This window comes from Streptomyces sp. NPDC047081 (genome assembly GCF_040643775.1).
Classification (GTDB): domain Bacteria; phylum Actinomycetota; class Actinomycetes; order Streptomycetales; family Streptomycetaceae; genus Streptomyces.
The window spans coordinates 50,166-75,609 of record NZ_JBEYUY010000034.1; the positions used below are offsets into that span (position 1 = coordinate 50,166).

At 70.7% G+C, this 25,444-nt stretch carries 27 protein-coding genes and 1 pseudogene; 6 read left to right on the plus strand and 22 right to left on the minus strand.

Translation table 11 applies throughout. From position 1 onward, the window contains the following. Positions 1-366: 366 nt before the first annotated feature. From ABZ848_RS41830 to ABZ848_RS41855, 6 genes are all read right to left on the minus strand, one after another. Entirely contained in the window at positions 367-1,236 is an 870-nt protein-coding gene (locus ABZ848_RS41830; RefSeq protein ID WP_360840582.1) for a helix-turn-helix transcriptional regulator, read from the minus strand. A gap of 77 nt (positions 1,237-1,313) precedes the next feature. After that, positions 1,314-1,652 (minus strand): hypothetical protein, encoded by a 339-nt coding sequence (locus ABZ848_RS41835; RefSeq protein ID WP_360840583.1) that lies wholly within the window; start codon positions 1,650-1,652, stop codon positions 1,314-1,316. Positions 1,653-1,692: 40 nt separating this feature from the next. Further along, positions 1,693-2,394 (minus strand): type 1 glutamine amidotransferase domain-containing protein, encoded by a 702-nt coding sequence (locus tag ABZ848_RS41840; protein ID WP_360840585.1) that lies wholly within the window; start codon positions 2,392-2,394, stop codon positions 1,693-1,695. A 32-nt stretch (positions 2,395-2,426) separates the two neighbouring features. Continuing rightward, positions 2,427-2,819 carry a nuclear transport factor 2 family protein gene (locus ABZ848_RS41845; protein ID WP_360840587.1) on the minus strand — a complete coding sequence of 131 codons (393 nt, stop codon included), beginning with the start codon at positions 2,817-2,819 and terminating at the stop codon, positions 2,427-2,429. A 38-nt stretch (positions 2,820-2,857) separates the two neighbouring features. After that, a complete protein-coding gene (locus ABZ848_RS41850) occupies positions 2,858-3,457 on the minus strand; it encodes a flavodoxin family protein (RefSeq protein WP_360840589.1) in 600 nt (199 codons plus the stop codon). 135 nt (positions 3,458-3,592) lie between these two features. Beyond that, the gene (locus tag ABZ848_RS41855; protein WP_360840590.1) at positions 3,593-4,450 is read right to left on the minus strand and encodes a helix-turn-helix domain-containing protein; all 858 of its coding nucleotides are present in this window, start codon (positions 4,448-4,450) and stop codon (positions 3,593-3,595) included. Positions 4,451-4,726: 276 nt separating this feature from the next. On the opposite strand from ABZ848_RS41855, the gene ABZ848_RS41860 reads away from it, so the two are divergent. From ABZ848_RS41860 to ABZ848_RS41870, 3 genes are all read left to right on the plus strand, one after another. Beyond that, positions 4,727-5,743 (plus strand): zinc-dependent alcohol dehydrogenase family protein, encoded by a 1,017-nt coding sequence (locus ABZ848_RS41860; RefSeq protein WP_360840592.1) that lies wholly within the window; start codon positions 4,727-4,729, stop codon positions 5,741-5,743. Between the two features lie 96 nt (positions 5,744-5,839). Further along, on the plus strand, positions 5,840-6,214 hold the full coding sequence (locus tag ABZ848_RS41865) for a DUF2255 family protein (protein ID WP_360840594.1): 375 nt from the start codon (positions 5,840-5,842) through the stop codon (positions 6,212-6,214). A 34-nt stretch (positions 6,215-6,248) separates the two neighbouring features. Continuing rightward, complete coding sequence (locus ABZ848_RS41870) at positions 6,249-6,449, plus strand: hypothetical protein (RefSeq protein ID WP_360840595.1); 201 nt, start codon at positions 6,249-6,251, stop codon at positions 6,447-6,449. Between the two features lie 240 nt (positions 6,450-6,689). On the opposite strand, the pseudogene ABZ848_RS41875 reads toward ABZ848_RS41870, so the two are convergent. Further along, positions 6,690-7,139, minus strand: a pseudogene (locus ABZ848_RS41875) (galactosylceramidase); the annotation flags it as partial. Between the two features lie 95 nt (positions 7,140-7,234). Here ABZ848_RS41875 and ABZ848_RS41880 point away from each other — a divergent pair. Further along, complete coding sequence (locus ABZ848_RS41880) at positions 7,235-7,705, plus strand: hypothetical protein (protein WP_360840597.1); 471 nt, start codon at positions 7,235-7,237, stop codon at positions 7,703-7,705. Between the two features lie 173 nt (positions 7,706-7,878). On the opposite strand, the gene ABZ848_RS41885 is transcribed toward ABZ848_RS41880, so the two are convergent. Next, positions 7,879-11,292, minus strand: a complete 3,414-nt coding sequence (locus ABZ848_RS41885) for a lectin (RefSeq protein ID WP_360840599.1) — start codon at positions 11,290-11,292, stop codon at positions 7,879-7,881. Between the two features lie 458 nt (positions 11,293-11,750). On the opposite strand from ABZ848_RS41885, the gene ABZ848_RS41890 reads away from it, so the two are divergent. After that, entirely contained in the window at positions 11,751-12,971 is a 1,221-nt protein-coding gene (locus ABZ848_RS41890) for a metallophosphoesterase (RefSeq protein ID WP_360840601.1), read from the plus strand. A gap of 82 nt (positions 12,972-13,053) precedes the next feature. On the opposite strand, the gene ABZ848_RS41895 is transcribed toward ABZ848_RS41890, so the two are convergent. From ABZ848_RS41895 to ABZ848_RS41920, 6 genes are all read right to left on the minus strand, one after another. Next, positions 13,054-13,617, minus strand: a complete 564-nt coding sequence (locus ABZ848_RS41895; RefSeq protein ID WP_360840602.1) for a hypothetical protein — start codon at positions 13,615-13,617, stop codon at positions 13,054-13,056. A gap of 192 nt (positions 13,618-13,809) precedes the next feature. Next, positions 13,810-14,316 carry a hypothetical protein gene (locus ABZ848_RS41900; RefSeq protein ID WP_360840604.1) on the minus strand — a complete coding sequence of 169 codons (507 nt, stop codon included), beginning with the start codon at positions 14,314-14,316 and terminating at the stop codon, positions 13,810-13,812. A gap of 541 nt (positions 14,317-14,857) precedes the next feature. Beyond that, the gene (locus ABZ848_RS41905) at positions 14,858-14,998 is read right to left on the minus strand and encodes a hypothetical protein (protein ID WP_360840606.1); all 141 of its coding nucleotides are present in this window, start codon (positions 14,996-14,998) and stop codon (positions 14,858-14,860) included. Positions 14,999-15,000: 2 nt separating this feature from the next. Further along, positions 15,001-15,153 (minus strand): hypothetical protein, encoded by a 153-nt coding sequence (locus tag ABZ848_RS41910; RefSeq protein ID WP_360840608.1) that lies wholly within the window; start codon positions 15,151-15,153, stop codon positions 15,001-15,003. After that, complete coding sequence (locus tag ABZ848_RS41915) at positions 15,150-15,434, minus strand: hypothetical protein (RefSeq protein ID WP_360840610.1); 285 nt, start codon at positions 15,432-15,434, stop codon at positions 15,150-15,152. The genes ABZ848_RS41910 and ABZ848_RS41915 overlap by 4 nt, the downstream gene beginning before the upstream one ends. Continuing rightward, complete coding sequence (locus ABZ848_RS41920) at positions 15,431-16,249, minus strand: phytanoyl-CoA dioxygenase family protein (protein WP_360840612.1); 819 nt, start codon at positions 16,247-16,249, stop codon at positions 15,431-15,433. The genes ABZ848_RS41915 and ABZ848_RS41920 overlap by 4 nt, the downstream gene beginning before the upstream one ends. A gap of 70 nt (positions 16,250-16,319) precedes the next feature. On the opposite strand from ABZ848_RS41920, the gene ABZ848_RS41925 reads away from it, so the two are divergent. Further along, positions 16,320-17,117 carry an AraC family transcriptional regulator gene (locus ABZ848_RS41925; protein WP_360840614.1) on the plus strand — a complete coding sequence of 266 codons (798 nt, stop codon included), beginning with the start codon at positions 16,320-16,322 and terminating at the stop codon, positions 17,115-17,117. Positions 17,118-17,131: 14 nt separating this feature from the next. Here the strand turns inward: ABZ848_RS41925 and ABZ848_RS41930 are convergent, their stop codons facing one another. The 8 genes from ABZ848_RS41930 to ABZ848_RS41965 all read right to left on the minus strand — a co-directional run bounded on the left by ABZ848_RS41930 (position 17,132) and on the right by ABZ848_RS41965 (position 25,443). Then, positions 17,132-17,779 carry a dihydrofolate reductase family protein gene (locus ABZ848_RS41930; RefSeq protein ID WP_360840616.1) on the minus strand — a complete coding sequence of 216 codons (648 nt, stop codon included), beginning with the start codon at positions 17,777-17,779 and terminating at the stop codon, positions 17,132-17,134. Positions 17,780-17,934: 155 nt separating this feature from the next. Continuing rightward, positions 17,935-19,704, minus strand: coding sequence for an MOSC domain-containing protein (locus ABZ848_RS41935; protein WP_360840618.1), 1,770 nt, complete (start codon positions 19,702-19,704; stop codon positions 17,935-17,937). Continuing rightward, positions 19,689-20,774: a C45 family peptidase gene (locus ABZ848_RS41940; protein ID WP_360840619.1), complete on the minus strand. Its 1,086-nt coding sequence runs from the start codon at positions 20,772-20,774 to the stop codon at positions 19,689-19,691. Before ABZ848_RS41940 ends, ABZ848_RS41935 begins: the two co-directional genes overlap by 16 nt. After that, positions 20,744-21,781, minus strand: coding sequence for a P1 family peptidase (locus ABZ848_RS41945; RefSeq protein WP_360840621.1), 1,038 nt, complete (start codon positions 21,779-21,781; stop codon positions 20,744-20,746). Before ABZ848_RS41945 ends, ABZ848_RS41940 begins: the two co-directional genes overlap by 31 nt. Then, positions 21,778-22,500: an ATP-binding cassette domain-containing protein gene (locus ABZ848_RS41950; RefSeq protein ID WP_360840623.1), complete on the minus strand. Its 723-nt coding sequence runs from the start codon at positions 22,498-22,500 to the stop codon at positions 21,778-21,780. The genes ABZ848_RS41945 and ABZ848_RS41950 overlap by 4 nt, the downstream gene beginning before the upstream one ends. After that, positions 22,497-23,501, minus strand: coding sequence for an ABC transporter ATP-binding protein (locus tag ABZ848_RS41955; RefSeq protein WP_360840625.1), 1,005 nt, complete (start codon positions 23,499-23,501; stop codon positions 22,497-22,499). Before ABZ848_RS41955 ends, ABZ848_RS41950 begins: the two co-directional genes overlap by 4 nt. Next, complete coding sequence (locus tag ABZ848_RS41960; protein ID WP_360840627.1) at positions 23,498-24,475, minus strand: ABC transporter permease; 978 nt, start codon at positions 24,473-24,475, stop codon at positions 23,498-23,500. Before ABZ848_RS41960 ends, ABZ848_RS41955 begins: the two co-directional genes overlap by 4 nt. Beyond that, positions 24,472-25,443: an ABC transporter permease gene (locus ABZ848_RS41965; RefSeq protein ID WP_360840629.1), complete on the minus strand. Its 972-nt coding sequence runs from the start codon at positions 25,441-25,443 to the stop codon at positions 24,472-24,474. The genes ABZ848_RS41960 and ABZ848_RS41965 overlap by 4 nt, the downstream gene beginning before the upstream one ends. Position 25,444: the final 1 nt, after the last annotated feature.

A 25,444-nucleotide genomic window follows, 5' to 3' on the forward strand; every position in this document is an offset into this window, starting at 1 on the left:
TCCACGACCTTGGCCCAACCCGACGGGCCGGATTCACCCTCGATGAAGGTGAGGACCTCACGCCCTTCGTCGTCGATTCCCAGCGGCCTCGGCGCGTAGGCAAAGCCGACCTTCTCCAGGTGCCGAAGCAACGCATGCACGGTGGGTGTCCACGGCTGGACGGGCCTGCGGACTGCTACCCAGGTCACGCAAGGCGCCGAACCTCGATCGGAGGCTGCGAGGGACAGCCTCCCCGTTCCGCAACGACGAGCCGGATGTCGCCAGTTGCACCGCGCGACCGGCTACCACCATCCCCATGCGCAATCCGGGCTCACCGCTGAGCCGGGCTCCGCCGCAGGCGCAGCGACGGAGGTATATCGGGGTCTGTCAGGCGGAGTTGGTCGTGGAGCGGCTGGGGTCGGCCGCCCAGGAGGCCAGCATGCGCAGGCTGTCGTGGGTCGCGGTGCCGGACTCGGCGGTCCACACGATGATCTGCAGGTCGGGGTCGGCGGCCCAGGTGACGGCGCTCCAGTCCAGGTGGAGGTCGCCGACCACGGGGTGGCGCAGGTGTTTGGTGCCGGTGTCCCGGACCGCGACGTGGTGGGCGCCCCACCACTGGCGGAACTGGTCGTCGCGGACGGAGAGTTCGCCCACCAGGGCGGCGAGCTGCGCATCCCCGGGGTTGTTGGTGTTGTGCATCCGCATCTGGGCGATGGCCAGCCGGGTGACGCCCTCCCAGTCCGCATACAGCTCGCGCATCGCGGGGTCGGTGATGAGCAGCCTGATGTAGTAGCGCTGCTTCTCCGGGATCTGCGCGAAGTCGGTGATCAGGGCGGCGCCCATGGCGTTCCAGGCGACGATCTCGGTGCGCGGCCCGATCACGAAGGCCGGGGTGTGCGCCATGTCGTCGATCATGCGCTGCAGCTGCGGCTGCGTCCTGGGGCGCGGCCGACGGCGGGGCGGCGGGCGGAACTCCTCCTTGGCCGCGAGCTCGTACAGGTAGGCCCGCTGGTCGTCGTCCAGGTGCAGGACGCGCGCGAGGGACTCCAGCACAGACGGCGAGGGCTGGATACGGCCCTGTTCGAGGCGCGCGTAGTAGTCGGTACTGATCGCCGCGAGTACGGCGACCTCCTCACGGCGCAGGCCCGCCACGCGCCGCGAGCCGCCGTCGGGCAGACCGACGGCGGCCGGGTCGAGCTCGGCGCGGCGCGCTTTGAGGAATTCCCCCAGATCGTGGCGGTGAGGATCGCGGTTCATGCCCTCACCCTGGCACTGAATGCCTGCGTTGTCAGGGGGAGAGATTTGTCCCTGGATCGCCACCGCCAAGAGTGGGTTCAGCGGACGCGCGTCCACTTCCCGTGGAGCTGCACGAACTCGCCCCCGATGACGGAGCTGGCCATGCAGGTACCCTCGGTGTAGTCCTCGATGTGGGTGACGTGGTCACCGGCGTCGGGCTCGGTCCAGCGCACGACGTACAGGCCGTCGCGCAGCTGCGTTGTGGTGTACTCCATCGTCTGCTTGCGGCCCTTGATGGCACCGCCGGTGACCTCGAAGCTGACCTGGGTGGCCGAGTCGAAGGTGATCTCGACGGTGAAGTGGCCGAGCGGGGTGTCGGGGCCGAGGTCCGCCAGCCAGGTCTGCCCCACGCTGGGGAGAGTCGCGTTGCTGTCCATCAGTACTACCTCTTTCTCTGAGCGGTGGTGCGGGGTCTCGTCAGCCGAGGGCCTTGACGACCTGCTGGGCCAGGGGGACGGCGGAGGCGGGGTTCTGGCCGGTGATGAGGGTGCGGTCCACCTCGAGGTGCGGGGCGAAGTTCTCCTCGCCCTTGTGGTAGTCCGCGCCGACGTCCGCGACGAGGCGGTCCTGGAGCAGCCACTTCGCGCGGTCGGCGAGGCCGTTCTGGATCTCCTCGGAGTTGGACAGGCCGGTCAGGCGGTAGCCGGCGAAGGGGGACTTGCCGTCGGCGTCCACGGTGGACAGCAGAGCGGCGGGGCCGTGGCAGACCAGCGAGACGATCTTGCCGGAGGCGAGCCAGTCGACCAGCAGCTTGCCGGCCGCGGCGTCGTCGGAGAGGTCCTCCATCGGGCCCCAGCCGCCGGGCACGAACACCGCGTCGTAGTCGTCGATGTTCACGTCCTCGATGCGGATCGGGTTGGCCAGCTCGGTGGCCTCGCGCAGCGCGGTCTTCATCTTCTCCGCGCCCTCCTCGCCGCCGTTGAAGTCCGGTGTGAGGCTGAGGGCGTCGGCGGTGGGCGGGACGCCGCCCGGGGTGGCCGCGGCGATCTCGTATCCGGCCTCCTTGAAGACGCCGTACGGGCCGATGGCCTCCTCGGCCCAGAAGCCGGCCGGCTGCTCGAACCCGTCGGCCAGGGTCCAGTGGTCGGCGGCGGTGATGAGGAAGAGGATCTTCGCCATGAGTGTCTCCCTGCGGGATGAGGTGGGGGCGGTCAGTTGTTCGCGGCCTGCTGGACGACGTGGCTGTCGGCAGCCTGGACAAGGTGGGTGAGCTTGCCGCCGCTCACCTTCCACAGGTGGATGAAGCGGGCGTCCGCCTCCTCACCGGACTTGGACACGGCGTGGTAGTGGCCGCGTACGAAGACGTGGTCACCGTCGGCGCCGTAGAACTCCTCGGCCACCGCGCCGAAGGAGGTGAAGCGGGGCGCGAGCCGGCCGAAGAAGTCGGCGCCGGCGCTCGCCCAGGTCTTGTAGACACCGCCGTAGGGGAAGCCGGGCGTGATGTCCCAGACGATGTCGGGGTCGATGACCTCGGCAACCACGTCGGCGGCCATGCCGGAGTCGTAGAGACGACGGACCAGGGCGACGTTCGGGGAGTCGGACATGGCTGTGCTCCTTGGGGTTGTACGGGGTTGTCCCGGGCTCAGGCGGCGAGGACCGTGCGGCCCGCGCGGAAGTACGCGGTCTGCTGCGCGACCCGGGCGCCGAGGCCCTCGGCGGTGGCGATGTCCGACTTGTGGACGGCCTCGGGGCCGGCGTCGACCGGGGTCTGGGCGCCGGCTCCGACGAAGTAGCCCAGGCGGTTGATGTCGTCCTCGCTGCCCTCGCTGGAGGCCCAGCCGGGCTGGACGCCGAGGCTGACCCAGTGCATGCCGTGCTGGGCGGCCATCGTGAAGAAGTAGCCCAGGGTGGAGGACTTGTCGCCGTTCTTGGCACCGGAGTTGGTGAAACCGGCGGCGAGCTTGTCGGCCCAGGTCTGGCTGTACCAGCGCTTGCTGCTGGCCTCGGCGAAGGCGTGGAAGGCGGCGGAGGCGGTGCCCATGTAGGTGGGGGCACCGAAGATGATCGCGTCGGCGGCGTCGAGCCGCGCCCACTGCTCGTCGGTGATCGTGTCCACGGGAATGGAGATCACATCGGCACCGGCTTCCGCGGCACCGCGCGCCACGGCCTCGGCGATGACAGCGGTGTGGCCGTATCCGGAATGGAAGGCGACGGCGACCATGGGACGGGAGGGAGAGGACATGGGGGTATTGCTCCTCGAAAAGAGTTGCGTGAATCGTGCGCTCTGGAAGGATGGCACGGAATTCAAATGCGAAGGTAGGAAGGATTGGTCCCTGGCTTTGCCGTCCCCGTTTCGGTCCGGACCTGTCTGCTGGTTTTACGAATTCATGGTTCGGGTCGTCGACCATGAGGCGAGAAAGCGCAGTCCGTCGTAAGTGCGCGAGCCCGGTTCGGCGCTCCAGACGATCAGCTTCTGGTCGGGGTCGGCCACGCAGGTGAGGGCGTCCCAGGCGAGGGTGAGTTCGCCGGCGACCGGGTGGTTCAGCACCTTGGTGCCGCCGGTCCGGGGCGGCACATGGCGGCCTCCCCACCACTGGCGGAACTGGTCGTCCCGCACCGAGAGATCCCCGACGAGCGCGGTCAGCCTCCGGTCGTCGCAGCAGGCCGCGGCCTGCTGCCGCAGGACCGCCACGGCGTTGCGGGCGGAGTCCTCCCAGTCGGCATACAGGGCCCTCATGGCCGGGTCGGTGAAGAGCCGCCGGACGTAGTTGCGCTCCGGCCCGGGGACTTTCGCGAAGTCGGTGCCCAGCAGGGCGGCGGCCATCGGGTTCCACGCCAGCATGTCCAGGTGTCGGCTCAGGATCATGCCGGGGGCCAAGCTGAGCTCGTTCAGGACAGTGCGCAGGCGGGGGTGCGCCTTCTGCGGGGCCCGCCGCCGCGCCCCGCCGGGCTCCCGCCCGGCCAGTTCGAACAGACGGTCACGGTGGTCGTCGCTCAGGTGCAGGACTCGTACGAGTTCGGAGAGCACGGACGCGGAGGTGGTCGTACGGCCCTGCTCCAGGCGCGTGTAGTGGCTGGTGCTGATGCCGGCAAGCACGGCGACCTCGTCACGGCGAAGCCCCGCCGCGCGCCGGCGCCGGTCGGCTTCGGGCAGCCCGACCGTACGGGGGCTGAGCTCGGCCCGGCGGGCCTTCAGGAATTCGCCCAGCTCCTTACGGTGCGCGCTGCTGTTCATACTGGCCAGTGTGCGCGGTCCGCCACTCGGCTGGGTAGGAGGGTTTTATCCCTGGATACGCCTGCCATGGAGTGGAATGCTCTGCCGTACGGGCCCTGCGGGCGGTGACAGAGTCGTAAACCGGCGATTATTCCTGACAGGCCGTCGACGCTTCTGCATCCCCATTGGCCATCTTCATCGGCCACCGTCGAGGAATCCGGCGAGATTCACGATGGAACTCCTGAAGCGGCCACCGACCGGCAAGGGCCACCCGTGAAAGGCATCAGGAGAAAAGACATGCGCTCAACCGTGATCCACGCCCCCGGCGACATCCGGCTGGAGGACGCCCCCGAGCCCAGGATCCTCAAGCCGACGGACGCGATCATCCGTACGGTCGCCACCTGCGTGTGCGGCTCTGACCTGTGGCCCTACCGTGGCGCGGAACCCATCGGTGATCCGCACCCGATGGGTCACGAGTACGTCGGCATCGTCGAGGAGACCGGGTCCGAGGTCACCCACGTCAAGCCGGGCCAGTTCGTCGTGGGCTCCTTCGCGACCTCCGACAACACCTGTGCCAACTGCCGCAAGGGCTGGCAGTCCTCCTGCCTGAACCGCGAGTTCATGAGCACCTGCCAGGCCGACTACGTGCGCATCCCCAACGCCCACGGCACCCTGGTGGCCACCGACGAGCACCCGGACGCCGAGCTGGTGCCCGGTCTGCTGGCTGTCTCGGACGTGATGGGCACCGGCTGGTGGGCCGCGCTGGCCGCCGAGGTCGAGCCCGGCTCGACGGCCGTGGTGGTGGGCGACGGAGCGGTCGGATTGTGCGGGGTCATCGCCGCCAAGGAACTCGGCGCGGAGCGGATCATCGCCATGTCCCGGCACGAGTCGCGGCAGAAGCTGGCCGTCGAGTTCGGTGCCACCGACATCGTGGCCGAGCGCGGCGAGGAGGGCATCGCCCGGATCAGGGAGCTGACCGGCGGGATCGGCGCCGACAGCGTGCTTGAGTGCGTGGGCACCGCCCAGTCGATGCAGCAGGCCCTGCACGTGACCCGCCCGGGCGGCAACGTCGGCTTCGTCGGCGTCCCGCACGAGGTCGCCGTCGACGGCCTGGAACTGTTCTTCTCCCAGGTCGGCCTGCGCGGCGGCCCCGCCCCCGTGCGGCGCTACCTGCCCGAGCTGATCGACCTGGTCCTGTCCGGCCGCATCAACCCGGGCAAGGTCTTCGATCTCACCCTCCCCCTGGAGCAGGTCGCCGAGGGCTACAAGGCGATGGACGAGCGCCGCGCCATCAAGACCCTGCTCAAGCCCTGACCCCCGATCGCCTGGTGGACGCGAGCTGCCCCGGCCGCGCCCACGCCCACGCCCACGAGGACACCCCTGTGCACGGTCGCAAAAGGAGACACGCCGATGCCGACGACTTGGACGAACGACGAACTGACGCGGATCGAGCACGCCGAGGAACTCGAGATGGCTCCCTCGCGCGGTGACGGAACACCGCGCGCACCCGTGCCGATCTGGGTCGTCCGCGACGGTGACGACCTCTACGTCCGCTCCTTCCGCGGCGACTCCGGCGCCTGGTACCGCGCCGCCCGGGCCAGCCACGAGGGCCGGATCCGCTCCGGCGGAGTCGCCAAGGAGGTCACCCTCACCGAGGTCGCCGACCCCGGCGTCAACGACCGTATCGACGCCGCCTACCGAGCCAAGTATGGGCGGTACGGCGCGAGTTACATCGACCCCATGGTGGCCGCACGGGAGACGACCCTCAAGCTGCTCCCCCGCTGAACCACAATCCCTTCATCCCTGCTGGAGAACGCCCTTGCTCGGTCTCGAACTCGTCGTGGTCCTGGGCGGGGCCGTGCTGGTGGGCAACGCCGTGGGCCGGTGCCTGGGCATCGCCCCGCCCGTCGTCCTGCCCGTGACGGGCGTCCTGCTGGGGTTCGTCCCGGCGGTGCGCCAGGCCCAACTGCCGCCGGACTCGGTGCTGTTGCTGTTCCTCCCGGTGCTGCTGTACTGGTAGGGCCTGACCACCTCACTGCGGGATATCCGCACCAACCTGCGCGGCATCGCGCAGCTGAGCACCATGCTGGTCATCCTCACCGCGTGGGCGGTCGCGGCGGCCGGGCACGCCCTCGAGCTGCGTGGGGGCCGGCCTGGGTCCTCGGCGCGGCCATGGCACCGACCGACGCGACCACCGTCGGTGACGCGGCGCGCCCATGCAACTCGCCGGGGGTGGGGGCGAACTTCGCGGGGACGCAACTCACTTGTCCGGGACGGGTGCAGAGTTTGCCGATGGGGTCGCGGTGAGCGTGGCCGGGGGTGCGGCCGGGTGTCGTACGGGAGTGATGCTGAGGTTGTCGAACTCGTCGGTCTGGTAGCCGACGACGCCGAGGCCGACCTGCCCGGCCGGGTAGGCGGAGTCGTCGACCGCGCCGATGCGCCGGCCGTCGATGCTCGCGGTGATGGTGGTGCCGCTGAAGCTCAGGCCCAGGTTGTGCCAGCGGTGGATGCCGAGGGCCTTGGTGGTGCCGTCGGCCAGGGTGGTCAGCCGTCCGCTGGTGTCGCTCTTGACCACGGACCAGCGTCCGGTGTCGGAGACGCGCAGGAAGTAGCCGGCCTGGTGGGACTGCGGCCGCTGCTGTTCGCCGGCCCTGCCGAGGAGCTCGACGGTGCCGGCCTGGTCCAGGTAGACGTCCGAACTGACCGTGTAGTCCTGCCAGTCGGTGTCGCCGAGGAGGGCGAACGCGTCGCTGTCGCCGCTTCCCCACCAAGGAGGAGCTGGTCGCGGCCGTCTTCGCCGACCGGGTGGACGCCTACGCCGAGGCGGTCGTCGTCGCCCTCGACGATCCCGACCCCTGGCACGGTTTCGTCGGCTACCTCGAGACCGCGTGCGCGATGCAGGCCGCCGACCAGGGCTTCGCCGACGTCCTGACCACGTCCTTCCCCACCGCCAAGGCCATGGAGGAGCGGCGCGCCGAGGCGTACGAGGGCATGGTGCGGCTCATCGGCCGGGCCAAGGCGGCCGGCCGCCTCCGCGAGGACTTCGACCCGTCCGACCTGCTGCTGATCCACATGGCCAACGCCGGCGTCATCAACGCCGCCGGAGACGCCGCCCCCGACGCCTGGCGCCGTGTCCTCGCGCTGTTCATCCAGTCCTTCGAGGCCCCGGCCCGCGGCCCCCTGCCCCCGTCCCCCGAGCACAAAGCCCTCCTCAGGGCCACGCGCCGCACCGGTCCCGCCGGCCTGAGCACACCGGAACTGGACACGACCGACTGACCCCAAGTCGGCGCCGCCGAGGCCGTGTTGACAGCCGTGTCCGTCCCTGCTCCAGGGTGCTGGCATCGGTCCGAGCGGACCGATGCCAGCACCCGTGCCCGCCTAACCGCGTCGCCCAGCCGGTCGGCGTCGCGACCGGCTCGGCGGCGTTCGGTGCTACAGGGCCACAGCTGCTACTGCGCGAACCCGTAGGCGAACAGGTGGTCGGTGCCCGTCGAACCCGTCACCGGCAGCGTGATCGACGCCACCTGCTTGGACGGATCCAGCGGGACCTTCGTGGCGAAGACGTACGTCTTGACGCCGTCCCGGCCTCCGCTCCCCGTGTTGCGGTACGCCGTCGTGACGGCCGTCGAGTTGCTCGCGATCGGCTGGTGGGAGCCGCCGTTCAGCGTCCAGTCCGAGAAACCGACCGTCGCTTTCGAGGTCGTGCCGTCGGTGTACGTGACGGTCAGCGTGCCCGAGACCCCGCTGCCGTCGGTCGGCGCGTTGGCCGCCGCGCCGAGCAGGCCGAGCGACGCGCCCGAGGTGCCGACCGGCATCGGGATGGTCTGGCCGGCCATCTCCAGGTTGTCCAGCCGGCCGGATGTCACCGTCGGCCAGTTGTAGGTGATGCCGTCGGCCGTGAGGGTCGAGCCGCTCGTGACGCCCGCGGCCGCGAGCGCGTTCTGCGAGAACGCCCAACCACCGTTGTCGAAGCCGCCCGAGAAGGTCGCGCCGTCGGGGTAGATGCCCTCGTTGGTGTCGTACGGCCACAGCGCACCGGCCTTGGCCACGGCCACGCGCAGGGCGGCCCCGCTCAGCGACGCACCCGTGCTGTGGTCGGTCAGCCCGAAGGTCACCAGGTACGTTCCCTCGTTGCTGCCTGCCGTCACGTGGAACTTGGCCTCCGCGCTGCCCGAGGCGGGCACCGTCAGCGAGCCCGAGGAGGTGTCCAGCGTGACGCTGTCGGGCGCCGTCGCCTTCCAGTCGACGGTGACGTCCTTGCTGCCGAGGTTGGTCAGGTCGAGTGTGCCGTCGCCGGACGCGCCGGGTTCCAGGACGAGGCCGTCGCTGGAGGGGCCGGTCGCGGCCAGCACCCGGCCGCCGCCCGTGGTGTCCGACGGCGGCACCGCCGACGGGCCGGACGCCCAGGAGGTGTTGGGCTGGGTGCCGAGGGTGAAGTCGAGCGTGCTCGCGCCCTTGAACTGCCCGTACGTCAGCCAGGAGGCGTTCCACGCCTTGCCCTTGACGTCGAGCGACTGCACGTAGGGGGCGTCGGGCGCGGCCTGCGGAGCGTTGATCCGCACGGTCCTGCCGTCCGAGAAGGTTACCTGGGCGACCGGGAAGACCGGGCTGCCGAGCACCAGAGTGTCCGTGCCCGGGGTCTCGGGGTACATGCCGAGCTCGGACCAGACGTACCAGGAGCTCATCGCGCCGAGGTCGTCGTTGCCGAACGAGCCGACCGGGGCGTTGAAGTACAGCTTCTGCTGGGCCTCACGGACGGCGGCCTGGGTCTTGTGCGGCTCGCCCGTGTAGGCGTACTCCCAGGGGATCTCCACACTGGGCTCGTTGCTGAGGTCTGCGTCGGTGTTGCCGGGGGCGGTGATGTTGTCGAGGAGGCTGTCCAGGTAGGACGAGTACGCCTTGTCGCCGCCGCGTGCCTGGATGAGCTGCCGCAGGTTGAACGGGACCATGGGCGTGTACTGGGCGGAGGTGCCCTCCACGAAGCCGTTGGAGGTGCCGGGGGTGAAGCCGCCGGCGAACTGGCCGTCCTTGTTCTTGGCCTGCATGTACCCGGTCTGCGGGTTGAAGACGTTCATCCAGTCCTGGGCGCGGGTGGCGAACTTCTCGTAGACGTCGGTCTTGCCGAGCGACTTCGCGAAGGCGGCTAGGGCGTAGTCGGCGGAGTCGTACTCCAGTTGAGTGGAGACCGGGCCGTAGAAGTTGCAGCAGCTGTAGTCGCCCTCGTCCAGCGGGAGGTAGCCCTTCGCGTCGCGTACGGACTCGCCGGGGCGGTCATTGTTGGGAACGGTGGCCTCGTGTTGCAGGGCCGCGAGGGCCTTGTCTGTGTCAAAGTCCTTCGCGCCGAAGGCGTACGCGTCGGCGATGATGCCGGCGGCCGGGTCGCCGACCATCACATAGCTCTCGCCGTTGTTCGAGGCCCACTTGGGCAGCAGGCCCGTCTGGTCGTAGCCGTTGAGCATCGAGGTGACGACGTCGCTCGCGACCTTGGGTTCGACCATCGCCATCAGCTGGGTCTGGGAGCGGTAGGTGTCCCAGCCCGAGTAGTTGGCGTACTGGGCCTTCTGGCCCTTGGCCAGTTGGTGGACCTGGTTGTCCATGCCCATGTACTGGCCGTTGGCGTCGGAGAAGACGTTCGGGTGGAGCAGCGCGTGGTAGAGCGCGGTGTAGAACTGCGCCTGCTGGTCGGAGGTGCCGCCGCCGGTACGGATCCTGTTCAGGACCGTGTTCCAGGCATCGTGATTGGCCCGCTCGACGGCGTCGAAGTCCCACTTCCTGATCTCGGCGGCGAGGTTGCCCGCCGCGTTCGCGTCGTTCGTGTACGAGATGCCGACCTTGGCGTTGACGGTGGGGTCGGAGGAGGTGTCGAAGGTCAGGTACATGCCGTTGGCGCCGGTTGTGGGCGGCTGGGCGGCCTTGGCCGTCGGTGAGGACGAGGCTGCGCTGCTCGCCGCGCTGGGTGCCGCGGACGGCGTACCCGAGGACTTGCCGGAGCTGCCGTGGATCGTCGGGTCGGGTCGCGCCGGAACGGTGAAGTGCTTCTCCTTCAGCGGCGCCGACTCCGACGTCTGGGCCGGCGGCTCGACCTTGCCCGCCTTCAGCGCCTTCGCATCCGGGTTGATGGTCCCGCCGACCCAGGTGCCGCTCTCGGTGAACGGCCGGTCGAACTTGATGTCGAAGTGCAGCGTGTACCTGTTGCTCGCACCGCAGAAGTGACCGCTGTCGATCGCGCCGCTGATCTCCTGGTCGTTCACCACCTGGACGCGGGTGCCGTCCACCTGCGTGGCCCCGCCACTCAGCTTGAACAGCAGGTTCGCCTGCTGGCCCGCCGGGAAGGTGAAGCGGCCGAGGCCCGCACGGGTGGAGTCGGTCAACTCCGTCTTGACGCCGTTGGCATCGGTGACCCCGTAGTAACCGATGCCCGCCTGCTCGTCGTCGTGGGTGAAGCCGACGGTCGTGTCGCCCAGGTTGCCCGACAGTGCGCCGGTCACTGGCAGGACCGGCAGGTCACCCGCGACGGGACAGCCCGGTCCCGAGACGTGGGTGAGGCTGAAGCCGGAGATCTTGCTGTCCTTGTACTCGTAGCCGCCGCCGTCGGGACGGTGCGGGGACGTGTCGGGGCCCCACTGCACCATGCCGGCCGGCATGTCCGGGCCGGGGAAGGTGTCCACCGCACCGGACGTGCCGATGAGGGGGTTGACGAGGGACGCGGGGTCCTTCACCAAGGCCGGCGGCGTGCTGCTCGCGGCCTGGGCGCTTCCCGGGAGTGTGAGCGGGAGGGCGGCCATGCCCAGCACGCACACCGCGGCCAGGCGTCGGCGAAGTCTCTTGCGCTCACGCGCGGCTGAACGTCGGGGTCTCACCATCGGTTGCCTCCGCAACAGTTCGTGCTTCGCACATCAGGTGCCGACGCGCCGGGAACCACGGAGCGTCGGTGGCGGGCAACGTTGTCAGTGCCGCTCCTGCGAGCCTGACAACGTTGCCATGCACGAGTGTTGAGTGAAACGCGTGTGCTTGGGGCGTGTCAACGAGGCCAACAGAGCCTTTTGAGCCAGAAGTTCAGCCATCCGGGAGGCGGGGCGCGACGTGGGCCGCCGAGAGCAAGGCCGGACTGAGAGCTTGCGGCGAGGCGGCCGCACAGGATGTCCAACGCGCCGGTGGCGGTACGTCACGCCGCCCTTGGCCAGCCAGTTCTCAGGGCCTTCAGGCCGGCGCCCGATCCGTCAGCGGGTGCAACGGGCCCCGGCCACGGACGCCGTTCCGGCCGGCCCGGCAGCGACCGGATACAGTGCCCGGAACGACCGCCTGGTCAGGGAGGGTAAGCGTGACCGATACCAGCGACACCCGGCCCGCTGAGGGTGAGGCGCACGCACCGCGGCGGAGCCGACTGCTCCGGCTGATGCGCTACATCCCCCTGATCGCCCCCGTCCTGCTGTGGACCGTGCCCTGCTGGGTGCTCCTGTACGGCGGCCAGCACTGGCCGTTGGCCGTCACGCTGGCCGGGACCGTTCTGTTCGCCGTCGGCCTGATCGGGATGCCGCTCGCGATGATGCGCGGGCACGGCCGGCGCCAGCAGGACTGGGCGGCGGTCATCGGTGACACCCTGCTGGGCGGCAGCTGGGTTCTGTTCACGTGGTCCGTCCTGCTGGGCGTCTTCCTGCGGCTCGCCCTGACCGTGGCGGGTGTCGGCGAGGGCCGGGACCGGGCCCGTATCGTCACGTGGGCCGTCCTCGGCGTAGCTGCCGTACTGCTCGTCTGGGGGTACGCCGAGGCCCGCCGCGTGCCTCGTGTGCGCCGCCTCGACGTGCAACTCCACCGGCTGGGTGCCGGGTTGGACGGACTGCGCGTCGCCCTCATCACCGACACGCACTACGGTCCCCTCGACCGTGCCCGCTGGTCGGCACGGGTGTGCGAGACGGTGAACACGCTGGAAGCCGACCTGGTCTGCCACACGGGCGACATCGCCGACGGTACGGCCGAACGCCGGCGCGCCCAGGCCCTCCCGCTGAGTACGGTGCGGGCCACCCGGGCGCGTGTGTACGTCACCGGCAACCACGAGTACTACAGCGAGGCCCAGGGCTGGGTCGACCTGATGGACGAGCTGGGTTGGGAACCGCTGCGCAATCGCCATCTGCTGCTCGAACGCGGAGGCGACACCCTCGTGGTCGCGGGCGTGGACGACGTCACCGCCGAGGCCTCCGGGCTGGCAGGCCACCGCGTCGATCTCGCCGGTGCCTTGAACGGTGCCGATCCCGACCTGCCTGTCCTCCTCCTGGCGCACCAGCCCAAGTTCATCGACCGGGCCGCAGCCGCCGGCATCGACCTCCAGCTCTCCGGCCACACCCACGGTGGCCAGATCTGGCCCTTCCACCACCTGGTACGCCTCGACCAGCCGGCCCTCGCGGGCCTCACCCACCACGGCACGCGCACGCTCCTCTACACCAGCCGCGGCACGGGCTTCTGGGGTCCACCGTTCCGCGTCTTCGCGCCCAGCGAGATCACGCTGCTCGTGCTCCGGTCCCCGCGGGCGCCCGGCTCGGCGTAGCGCGGGGCGGGCCGACAGGTCGCCGGTCTCGTACCCGGCTGTCGTGCGGCATCGAAGCCTCCAGACGCCGTAAGCGCTGTCGCTAAAGCTCTCGGCCACCCGGCGGAAGCGCCCGTCGTCTCCTCCGCTGGGCCAAGTGGCCGAGCGCAGTCGCTGCCAGCAGCACCAGTCCCATGGAAACCCCGCTGAAGAACCAACTGACCGGAGCGCCTTTGGCCCTTTCCATACCCCAGAAGACCACCGACAGCACGCACCAGCGGATACCCAGCTGCCCAAGAACGCCTCCGAACCCGCCCGGACGGGGACGGTGCGCGGGCCGATGGGCGGCGGAGTCGTAACCGACGCGCTCGTAGTGCAGCTGCGTCAGGCGCTCCAACCGCAGGATCAGCGCGAAGAACAGCGTCAGCCCGACGGCCAGCAAGACCGCCTGCAAGAAGCGCGTCCCCTCGGTGAAGGCCCCGAAGGTCATGCCGCCGAGCGCTGCGAGCGGCACTGCAAGGGCAGCCGCGGAGCGCAGCGGGCGGCTGGCGACGCGGACCGCGACGGGTGCCGGAGGCCCGAACCTCCCGCCCATGCCGAGATACCGGTCCGCTTTCAAGCTCGCCGCCAGCAGCAGCTGCTCCGCATTCCGCGGCATCTGAAGCATCCGTCTCATAGGTCCCTCGCGCGTCGACGATGCCGAACACCGAATGGACCATCAACGGGCCGACAAGGTTGCCGTGACTCCGTGATTCAGTCGGCGGCGACCTCCATGGCCGCCGCGATGGCGTGACGAGACCCCCCTGGCGCGGCTGCCCCGCGGCCGAACCAGGAGGGCCCTCATCACGTAGCGGAGTGGTCAGTTGTGTGTGCCGTACCAGGTCCACCGTCCGACCTCGATGCCGGACTGGCCCCAGGGGGTGGTGTAGACGGCATCACCGTTGGCCGAGGTGCGCAGGTCGTACCCCGCGCTGTAATTGGAGAGCTCGTTGTAGTCGCCGTTCCACAACTGCCCGGCGTTGAGGGCGCTGTCACAGGTGCTCAGCCACACGGCGTTCGTGGTGGTCTTCTCGTCCGTGGTGAGGCACTTGCCGGTGTACCAGCTCTTCAACTGGCGGTAGGTGATCCCGCTGGGGTAGGCGGTGTACGAGCTGCCCCAGTTCCAGTAGGTGCCCGGCGACTGATCGCAGGGGCCCGACCAGACGTTGCTGGTCGTGGTGGAGCCGGTGAGGCAGTTGCCCTCGTAGGCGTTCTTGTACACCCAGTCGGTCGCCGCGTACGCACTCGACATGGAGCCCGCCACGGTGAGCATGAGGGCGGCGAACAGCATGGGCAGGGTCAGTCTGAGGGTCTTCCTACGTCTCATGACGGCGAGGATCGACGGCGGAAGCGTTAACCATGCGAATCAAGCATGAACATGCCATGTCTCGGCGGTCACGCTCTCGGCATCTTCGCCCGCCGAACCCGCACCCCATCCGGACCGTCTTCGGTCGCGCCTGCTCGGGCCTGGCGGCCCAGGAACTCAACCAGTCGTGTTTCGGAACGCGCAAGCGCCTCCCTCTGTCCGCGGGGAAGCGCAGCGAGGGCGTCGACCAGGACCCGTTTTCGCGGGACGTGCACCATGCTGCCGGAGTAGATCCGGCAACCGGAACACCAGGCCAGTCCGATGCACCGCTCGAACATGGAGGACTCGGGCGGATGGAAGCGGTACTGGTACGAGCGGACGAGCGTTCCGCAGGCCGCGCAGATCAGGCGGCCCCTGTCCAGGACCGTTTCCCACGTCCCGACCTTGCGCCACCGCTGCCGCCCGGCCGGTGCTCTTCAAGTCGTCATGTTCAGCATCCTCCCCCACAGGCACTCACCCGGCACAGCGGTTCCAGCGAAGCTTGGGCCTCGAATCGACCGGCTCAACTCTCCCGCCGTGCCCGGGCCAGATACGCGTCCGGATCGTGCAGGACCAGCTCCGGTCGGTCTCGGCGCAGTCGCTGGGCGATGAGTACCGAGCAGAACCCGAAGCAGAGCACGGCCTGCACCCCCGCCACCGTCATCTTCACGGTGCTGTGGGCGGCCAGGAACACCACGCCCGCTGGACGAAGAGCAGAGAGCCCGCCAGCATCGCCCACACGCGGCCCTTGCCGAGCGGATAGACCGTCGAGGGCAGCGGAACACCGCACACCCGGCCCGCCTCCGGCTCGGCCCTCACGCCGTCACGAGTCGCTCGAAGAAGAACTCGTGCTTGAGGAACGACGTCTCGTGTTCCGCCCCGGGATACGGCGGGATCAGCTGGGCCGCCTGGATCAGCCGCCAGCCGTCCTGCAGGGCGGCGACACCTGTGTCGTACGGCGGCTCGTCGGTGTCTCCGGTGGTGGGGTGGGTCGTGCCGGTGCCGTCGTAGCGCGCCCAGCCGAGGACCGGGGAGTCGAGGGCGGACGTGGCCAGGTAGAGGACGAGGACCTGCTGTCGGAGTGTGGTGGAAGTGGTCACGCCGTGCTCCTTCGTGCCGGCCGGTTGTCGATGCGCGTCGCCCAGTACGCGATGTCGAAGTCGGGATCCGCGGTCAGGAGGCGCCACAGCCTGATGCGGTTGTGGATCTCCAGGCGGCCGGTGGCCGGTTCGTACCAGGGGAAGGCACCGCTCAACTCCTCCCCCACGGCCGGGTCGTGAAGGTCCGTCGTGTCCCAGAGGCGTACCTGCGGAACCGTCGGGTTGAAGCGGATCTTGTACATGTGGCGGACGGTGTCGCTGTCGTTGCGTCGGCCGCCGTGCCAGATGCCGTGGTGGAGCAGGACGACCGTGCCGGCGGGGCAGGTCAGCCGGGTCTGGCCGCGCAGGTTCTGGTAGCGGCCGGTGTCGGACTCGTTGGTGCGGCGCAGATGGCTGCCCGGGACGATGAGCGTGCCGCCCATGTCCGGCGTGACTTCCCGGGGGTAGTACATGAGCTGCACGTCGAAGGCGTCGGTCCGCAGGTCGATGAGCGCGTCGGCGTGCAGTGGCTGCGCGCTGCCCTCGCGCGGTTCGCGGGTGTGCACGTGGTGGTGGTCGACGGTCGGGTCGGGGCCCACCAGGCTCTCCAACGCACCCGCCACGGTGGGCAGTTCGAGGAGGCGGCGGGCGAAGGAACCCTCGGGGAACGCCTTCGGTACGGGAGTGCCGTAGGGCACGGAGGGCAGTCCGGCGGCGAAGACGTCGAGGGCTTCGTCGTCCAGTTCCGGGGGCACGATGCCGTCCAGGCGCAGGAAGCCGTGCGCCACGAACCGCGCCACCTGGACGGAACTCAGCAGTTCTCGTGTGGTTGGCATGCGACAACCGTAGGAAGCCGCGGTCCGGAAGTCGTGGGCTGTAATCGACCAGTGCTGGTAATTTTCCACCATGACGCACTCGGTGCAGCTGGCCCTCGATCTGCCTCCGCACGTCGAGAACGCGGGCGTCGGCAGCCACGGGTACGCCGGACCGCACGACGTGTTCCGGCTGCCGCGACTGTGGCAGCTTCATCTGTACGGCTACTCCGGCACCCTGGAGTTCGACGGCTTCCGGCATCCGATCCGCCCCGGCCACATGAGCCTCGTACCGCCCGACACCGAGGTGCACTTCCACTACGACGCCACACCGTCCGAGCACCTGTACGCCCACTTCCGGCTGCCCGGCGCGGGCGAACTGCGCCGCGTCCCGGTCATGCAGGACGCGGGCGCGGACGCGGCGGTGCTCGGCGGGCTGCTGCGGCAGACGGTCGCGGCCGCCGCGCAGTCCCCGGCGCGGGCCTCCGCGGAACTGTGGACCGTGTTGTGGCGCATGACCGGCCTGACCGGCTCCTCCGACGCCCACGAGACGTCCCGGCATCCCGCCCTGCGCACGGCCAAGGCCCACATCGAGCAGCACCTCGCCGCCCCGCTGGACATCCCGGAGATCGCCCGTGCCGCCGGGATCTCCCACACCCATCTGACCCGGTTGTTCCGGGCGGACACCGGGCTCACGGTCGTCGGCTACATCCGGCACCGTCGTATGGAACGCGCCCGGCACCTCCTGATCGCCTCGACGCTCGCCATCCCCGCGATCGCCGCGACCGTCGGCATCCCCGACCTCCAGGCGTTCAACAAGACCTGCCGCCGGGAACTGGGCGCGTCACCTCGAACGGTCAGACGCACAGGGCAGACCGAGCGGCCTCACTGACACCCGGAGGCAGGTCAGACGCCCGCGCGGGTGAACGTCACATGGGTGACCCCACTCGGCGAGGAGACGGCCTCGATCTCGTAGTCCTTCTCCAGGTCCTCCAGGCCGTCCCAGAGGCGTACGCCCCGTCCGAGCAGGATGGGGGCGACCACGACGTGCATGTGGTCGATGAGCCGGGCGGCAAGGAAGTCGCGGACAACGCCTGGTCCCCCGCCGATCCGTACGTCCTGGCCGTCCGCCGCCTCGCGCGCCTTCTCCAGCGCCTCGGCGGGCGAGGTGTCGAGGAAGTGGAACGTCGTGCCGCCCTCCATCTCGATCGAGGGCCGCGTGTGATGGGTGAGGACGAAGGTCGGCGTGTGGAACGGCGGGTTCGGCCCCCACCACCCCTTCCACTCCGGGTCCTTGTGCCATCCGGGATAGCCGAACTTCCCGGCGCCCATGATCTCGGCACCGATCCCGGGCGTGAACCGCCGGGCGAAGGCGTCGTCCAGGCCGGCGCTCCCGCCGGGCCGGCCCACCATGTCGTGCCAGAACCGCGTGGCGAACATCCACTCGTGCAGCCTCTCCCCGGCGTGACCGAACGGCTCGTCGCGGCTGAGGCCCTCCCCGGTGCCGTATCCGTCGAGGGAGATGGAGAAGTTGTGCACTCGGGCCAGTGACATGGCGGGCGACTTCCTTCCTGATGCCGTCCCGACGACGGAGACCTTGGAGGAGCGAATACAGGAGGCTAACGGCCTGTGCCGTGCTCCGCGACATTTAAGCCACGGCTTAAAGGTGTGGCGGCGGTACGAGGCCGCGCTCGCCCCCCACCCGGTCCTCATCCATGGACCTCCGCATCTCCGACCGGCACCGCACAGCACAGCAACGCCTCGTCGGCCTCCAGTCGGGCGATCGGTTCGGTCAGGTGGGCGATCGGGCCGGTGACGCGTCTACGGCAGGTTCCGCAGGCCCCTGACCGGCAGGCGGACGGGAGCTCAAGGCCTGCCGACTCCGCCGTGTCGAGGAGCGTCCCGCTGTCGGCGGTCCAGGTCGTCCGGGTGCCGCTGACCGTGTAGTGCACGGCGAAGGGGCCGGGCTCGGGCGGCGGCCGCTCGTCGAGGGCCACCGGGCGAGGCGACAGGAAGCGCTCATCGCGTACGGCGTCTGCCGCGACGCCCGCGGCCAGCAGTGCCGTACGGACGGTGTCGACGAAGCCCTGCGGGCCGCAGAGGTACGCCTCCGCCGTGCCGTCGGCAGCCAGGTCGCGCAGGTCGGCGGCGGTCGGGCGACCGGGGTGGGCGCCGTACGGCAGTCCGTCGGTGGGGTCGGTGACGTGCAGGCGTGCCGTGGCGTTCGGGAGCTTCGCCAGCAGGGCGAGTACCTCCTCCCACAGCGGGGTCTCCGCGCTCGTGCGGACGACGTTCAGGACGGTGACCGGCCGGTCGGGGTTGGTGTCCAACAGGCCGCGCAGGACGGGGAGTACGGGCGTGATGCCGATGCCCGCGACGGCCAGCAGGAGGGGGCGGCGCGCGTCGGGGGCGGTGAGTTCGTCGCCGTAGGGGCCCGACAGGAGCACTCGGGAGCCGGTCGGCAAGTCGTGCAGGTGGCCCGAGACGCGGCCGCCCGTGACCCGCTTGACGCTGATGCGCAGTTCGGTGTCCGAGGCGCCGGTGAGGGTGTAGCACCTCCACAACGGGCCGCTCTCGTCGGCGAGATGGACGCGCAGATGCTGTCCGGGACGGCATCGCGAGCCCGCCGGGTCGCGGAAGGCGAAGGTCGTGACGGTGGGGCTCTCCTCCGTGCGCCGGATCAGTTCGGCGTAACGGGGGCGGCCGGGCTGGGCCAGGCGTGCCGCAAAGCGAGGCTCCGTGAGGGCACGCCCGCGGTCGACGAGCCGGTCGCCCGGCGCGATCCGGCCGCCGCGCACGACCCGGGCGTACACCCCGCAGTACAGGTGCCCGAAGCGGGACGCGAGCAGGGCCGGGATGTTCAGGTCGCGCTCGCCCGATCCGGGCCGGACCGCCGTGGCCCGGCAGCGCTCGGTGGGGAAGGTGAACTCCAGCTCGGCCTCCCCCAGTTGGGCGCGCGTGCCCGGCAGATCGAGCTCGCGCCAGGCGCCCAGGCCGGAGACGTACAGGTTGGCGCGGAAGCGGAGCGGGTTGACGGAGGCGCCGGCCGCCTGGGCCAGCGCCTTCACCGTGTCGAGGTTGATGAGGGACAGTGGCGCGTCGGACCAGTCCCACAGGGCCGCGCCGGGGCGGACCAGGCGGGCGTCGCCGACAGGGCCGGGCGGGAGCGGGCCCGGGTCGTCGAGCGGGATCCGCACCTCGCGGCCGTCGGGAGCGGTGAGCCGTACCGCGTCCGGCGCCATCTGCAGTCGATATAGGCCGAGTTCGGCGTGCTTGCGCAGACGCAGGAGCAACTCGCTGGAGATCCAGCCGTGCGCGTTCGGCTCGGCCGGCGCGGTTCCCTCCGTCAGCGCGAACACCCGGTCCAGCGGCAGCCCTTGGCCTGCGGTGAGCTGGGCGTGGGGTAGCGGCTGGGCCGGCATGCCCTTCACGGGGTAGCGGTAGAGCGCCTCCAGACGGGGTGTCAGAAGTGCTCCCACGCCGACTCCTTCCCCGCCGTGCACGGGCCGCCCGCGTGGCAGGCCAGCCGCCCTTCGGCCAGGTCGAGGCGGACGGTGAGCAAGGTGCGCCACCGCTGGTGGAAGGGCAGGTCCGGCTGTGGGTGACAGCACACCGGGGCGCCGTCGCTCTCGTGCGCGTGCAGTAGTTCGGTCCAGTGGGCCGGGTCGGGCGAGGCGAGCAACTTCCGTCCGGCGGTGATGTGTTCGAGGCGGGGGTAGGTGCCGGCGGTGCTCGTGGCGAGTTCGCCCGTGGCGAGGTGGGGGTCGAGGAAGTGGTTGGTGTGCAGGAGGTATCCGTCGGCGTCCGGGGGTAGTACGGCGATTCCGGCCGGGCTGAGCTCCACGCACACGGCGTCGCCGTGATGGCCGTCGTACGTGACCACCGTCAGGACCGTGGAAGCCGACACGTCGGCCGAGCGGGCGATGTCGACGGCCTCGGCGGTCGTGGCGGCCTCGTCGAGGATCCGGCGGGCCACGGCGTGCACCGGTACGCCGATCCGCTCGCCGTCGGACGCGTGGCTGAGGATGTTGAAGTGGAGCCCCAAACCTGCGGAGTTGAGGCCGATCTTGCCGAGGATGCCGGCCTCGGTGAAGGTCCGCACGCCGGAATGCCGGATCAGGGTCCTGGTGTCGGCGAACTCCTCGTGCCAGTCCCAGGTCTGGACGGTGTGCGGGGCGCCGGGGCCGCCGACGTACACGGCGGTGGTGCACTCGCCGTCGGCGGTGGCACCGACCGTGGCGAGGATCTCCGTACGGGCATTGAGCATCCCGAGCTGCCACAGGGGCACGTCCGCGCCCCGGGCCATCGCCGCCAGCTCGTCGTGCAGGGCGGGGGCCCAGCCGCGTATCGCTTCGGCCGCCTGGTCGCCGTACGACGGGAGCAGGGCCGGATCGACCTGTACGGCTTCGAAGAGCCGCCGGTATTCGGTGATGCTCGTGCGGATGCGGGTCCTGTCGGCCACGCCGAGTGCGTGGCCGCGTTCCGCCGGGTCGGCGGTGTCGGTGTGGTGGCGGGCGATCACCGCGTGCTGCTCAGGATCGCGTCCCACATCACCTCGGCGGCGATGGAGCCGAGGCCCACGGAGTTGATGGCGTGGGCGCCGATCCGGGAGGGGGTGGACGGCAGGTCGACCTCGTCGGTGGTGAGGGTGAAGAGGGTGTCGCCGTCGAGGTTGGTGTGGAAGGGCTGGATGCCCCGGTGCATGGAGCCGTGCACCTGTCTGCCGAACTGTTCCAGCGCGCGGTCGTCGAGGCGGACGTTGGTGATCAACGCCGAGATGGTGGTGTTGCCGGGGGCTGCGGTCGGGCCGTCTCCGGCGAGCGCGGACTGGTAGTCGAGGTGGGGCAGGCGGCGGGCGCCGGTGGCGGGGTCGTAGTTGCCGCGGATCACCGTGCCGTCGCGGTCGACGATGACGCCGACCGCGTTGACCACGGTCACGGCGAGGATCCTGATGTCGCCGATCTGCAGGAAGGCGGCGCCCTGGCCGGAGAACTCGCAGCGCGACCAGTCGATCTTGCCGACGGAGGCGCTGATCCCGGCACCCGCGCGGCCGACCGGGACGCGGCCGGGTGCGGCCATGCGCAGGGCCGCCCGGCCCAGAGCCGCGTCAGGGACCACGGCGTTCGCGCGGGCCGCGAAGTCGTAGATGATCGCGCCCGACACGCACTTGAGGTCGTTCCAGCCGACCTTGTTGTCGACGCGGGCGCGCAGTTCGTCGGCGACTCCGGCGCAGGCGCCGAGGCCGTACAGGGAGCCGCCGGAGAGGCAGATGGCGTGGGCGTACTGCTTGTCGCCGTAGAAGAGGCCGATGGCGCCGCCGCGTTCGTCGATGAACATGCGCGCGCCGGCCGGGACATGGAGGACGGTGGTGCCGGTGGGGCCCTCCGTGTACTGGGCGGTGCCGACCTCGACGCCGGGGAAGTCGTAGGTGACCGTGCCGCTGCCGGGGCTGGGCTGCGGGACGAGGTCGAAGTCGCCGTTGCTCTTGGCCGGGCCGAAGACGGGGGCCGGGACGAGCCGGGCGTCGGCCGCTGCTGTGTGCTCGGTCAGCGTCATAGCGTCTCCAGGAGCTGTCGGGAGTAGGGGTGCCGCGGGGTGGCGTAGAAGCGGTGGGCGTCGGCGAGTTCGACGATCTCGCCGGCGCGCATCACCGCCACGCGGTGGGCGAGATAGCGCACCGCGGCGAGGTCGTGGGAGATGAACAGGGCGCCGAAGTCGTGCTCGGTCTGGAGGTCGTGGACGAGGTTGAGGATCTGCGCCTGCACGAACACGTCCAGGGCGCTGACCGCCTCGTCGAAGACGATGAACTTCGGGCGGGTGATCAACGCGCGGGCGATGGCGACGCGTTGGCGCTGGCCGCCGGAGAGTTCGTGCGGGAGGCGTTCGGCGAAGGAGGCGGGGAGGCCGACCTGGTCGAGGATGCGCAGGACCGCCGGGTGGTGGGTGCGCAGTCGGCCGCCCTCGGCGGCGGCGAGGGGTTCGGCGACCGAATCGGCCACGGTGAGGCGGGGGTTGAGGGACCAGTGCGGGTTCTGGAGGACCGCCTGGATCTCTCCGGCGCGGGTACGGCGGCCGCCGTACGGGAAGCGGACCGTGCCGGAGGTGGGCTTCCGTAGTCCCAGGGCGACGGAGCCGGTGGTGGTCTTGCCGGAGCCGGACTCGCCGACCAGGCCGAGGGTTTCACCGGCGGCGATGCTGAAGCTGACCTTGTCCATGGCGGTGACGTGCTTGAACACCACGGAGACGGCGTCGAGTTCGAGGACCGGTTCGCTCATCGGGCATCCTCCTTCGCCAGAGGTGGTTCGCTCACCGGGCCTCCTCCTGGGCCCGGGGGTGCTCCGGCCGGGTGGTGGCACAGGACCGTGCGGCCCTCGACCTGCCGTGATTCCGGGCGGGTCGTGGCGCAGTCGTCGGTCGCCGCCGGGCAGCGGGGGCCGAAGACGCAGCCGGGTTCGTCCTCGGTGAGGACCGGTGGGGTGCCGGCGATGGTGAGCAGCCGGGTGCCGTCCTTGGCTCGGGCCGGGTCGGCCGCGGACAGGGCTGCGGTGTACGGGTGTTGGGGTGCGGTGAGGACCTGGGCGGTGGGGCCGTCCTCGACGATCCGGCCGCCGTACATGACGGCGATGCGCTCGCAGTGGCGGGCGACTCCGCCGAGGTCGTGGCTGAGCCAGAGGACGGTCGTGCCGTGTTCGGCGGCGAGGCCGAACAGCAGGCGGAGCACCTCTTCGCGGACCTGGCTGTCGAGGGCGGCGGTGGGTTCGTCGGCGATCAGGAGGTCGGGCTTGCGGGCCATCGCCATGGCGACGATGACGCGTTGGGCCATGCCGCCGGAGATCTGGTGCGGGAACAGGCGCAGGACGCGTTCGGGGTCACGGATGCGGACGCCGTCGAGGAGGGCGGCCGGGTCCGCGTCGGTGGTGCGCAGGGCGAGCCGCAGCTGGCGGCCGATGCGCAGGGTCGGGTCGAGGGCGCCGACGGGGTCCTGCGGGACGAAGGCCAGGCGTTCGCGGCGCACCCCGACCAGGCGTTCGGTGGGCAGGTCGAGCAAGGACTCGCCGTCGAGCAGGACGCGGCCGCGCGGGAACACGGTGGCCCTGGGCAGCAGGCGTCCGATCAGCAGGCCCAGCGTGGACTTGCCGGAGCCGGACTCGCCGACGATGCCGACGGTCTCGCCGCGGTGGACGGTGAGGGAGGCGCCGTCGAGGGCGCGGACGGTCCGCTTGCCGGTGCGGTACTCGGCGACGACGTCCTCGATCTCCAGCAGCGGTGTCGTCATGTGAGCGACCTCGTCTCTCGGGGTTCGAAGCGGTCGCGCAGGCTGTCCCCGATGAGGTTGATCGCCATGATGGCGGCGACCAGGACGACTCCGGGGGCGACGATCAGCCAGGGAGCGCCGACCATGTAGAGGCCGCCTTCCTGGATGAGCAGTCCCAGCGAGGCGTCCGGGAGTTGGACGCCGTATCCGAGAAAACTGAGGCCGCCCTCGACGAGGATGCCGACGGACAGGGCGTAGGTGCCCTGGACGGCGACGGTGCCGGCGACGTTGGGCAGGATGTGCCGGAGCATGATCGTGGGGGCGCGGACCCCGCTGATCCGGGCGGCGGTGACGAACTCGCGGCGGGCGACCGCGCGGGCGGCGATGCCGACCATGCGGGTCATCAGCGGGACGGTGACCAGGACGATCGCGGCCAGGGCGGCCGTGCGGCCGGGGCCCAGGACCGCGGCGACCAGGACGGCCAGGACGATCGCGGGGAAGGCGTACAGGACGTCCCCGATCCGCAGGACGATCTCGGCGGTACGGCCGCCCTTGTAGCCGGCGAGGACGCCGAGCGCGGTGCTGATGACGGCCGTGCAGGTGACCGCGAGGGCCGACAGCAGCAGGGTGGTGCCGATGCCCTGGAGGAGTCGGGGCAGCAGGGAGCGGCCGAGGTTGTCGGTGCCGAGGAGCCAGGCGCCGCCCGGGGGTTGGAGACGGGGGCCGACGATGGCGTCCGGGCGGCCGCCGAGGCCGGCGAGCCGGCCGACCAGGGTGACGAGGAGGAGGGCGACGAGCACCCAGACCGCGGCGCGGAAGAGACCGTCGAAGCCGCGCAGGGCCACGGCACGGCGGAGCCGGCGCCGGAGGGCGTCGCGCGTGGCGGTGCTCGGCGCGGCCGGACCGCTGTGCGCGGGAATCGCGTGGGCCTCGGGCGCGGCCGGTCCGCCCTGCTGCTGCGAGGCCGGACGGATCCGGAAGGCCTTTCCCTTCATAGGGCCGCCCCCTTCCCCACCGTGCTGATCCGTGGGTCGATCAGCCCGCTGACCAGGTCGACGAGCAGGTTGGTCGTGATGAAGACCGTCGCCGCGAGGAGCACACCCGCCTGGATGACCGCGTAGTCGCGGCGGTCGAGGCCGTCGACGAGGTACGAGCCGAGGCCGGGGACGTTGAAGAGGCGCTCGACGATGACCGCGCCGCCGAGGAGGTAGGCGCTGAGGGTGGCGACCAGGGTGAGGACGGGGACGGAGGCGTTGCGCAGGACGTGGTGGCGCACGATGAAGCCCTTCGGTTCGCCGCGCGCCACCGCGGCCGCGATGTGCGGTTCCACCAGTACGCCGAGGACGGCGTCGCGGGTGGTGCGGGCGGTCGCGGCGACGCAGAAGACGGCGAGGACGCAGGCCGGCAGGAACAGCGAGCCGATCGAGCCGAGCGGGTCCCGCGACCAGGGGACGTAGCTGCCGACGGTCAGGCCCAGGCTGTAGCGGGTGAACAGGAACACCACCAGGCTGCCGAGGACGAACTCGGGCAGGCTCATGCCGAGCGCGCTGACCAGGCGGCCCGGCACTCCCCCGCGTCCGCCGCCGTCGCGGGTCGCGGTGTACACGCCGAGCGGGACGCCGACGGCGACGGTGAGCAGGAGGGCGAGCACGGTGAGGGTGACGGTGACCGGCAGCCGGTCGCCGAACTCGGCGGCGACCGGGGTGCGGGCGGCGAGGGACGTGCCGAAGTCGCCCTGGACGGCGTTGCGCAGCCAGTACACGTACTGCTCCACCACCGGTCGGTCGAGGCCGAAGCGGGTCGCGGCCTCCGCCTTGTCCGCCGGGCCGGCGAGCGGGCCGAGGACCAGGTCGGTGTAGCTGCCGGGCATCGCGCGGACGGCTGCGAAGATCAGCACCGAGACGCCGAGGAGGGTGAGCGCGGCGGTGGCGACGCGGCCGAGGAGCCAGCGGATGTGGTCCATG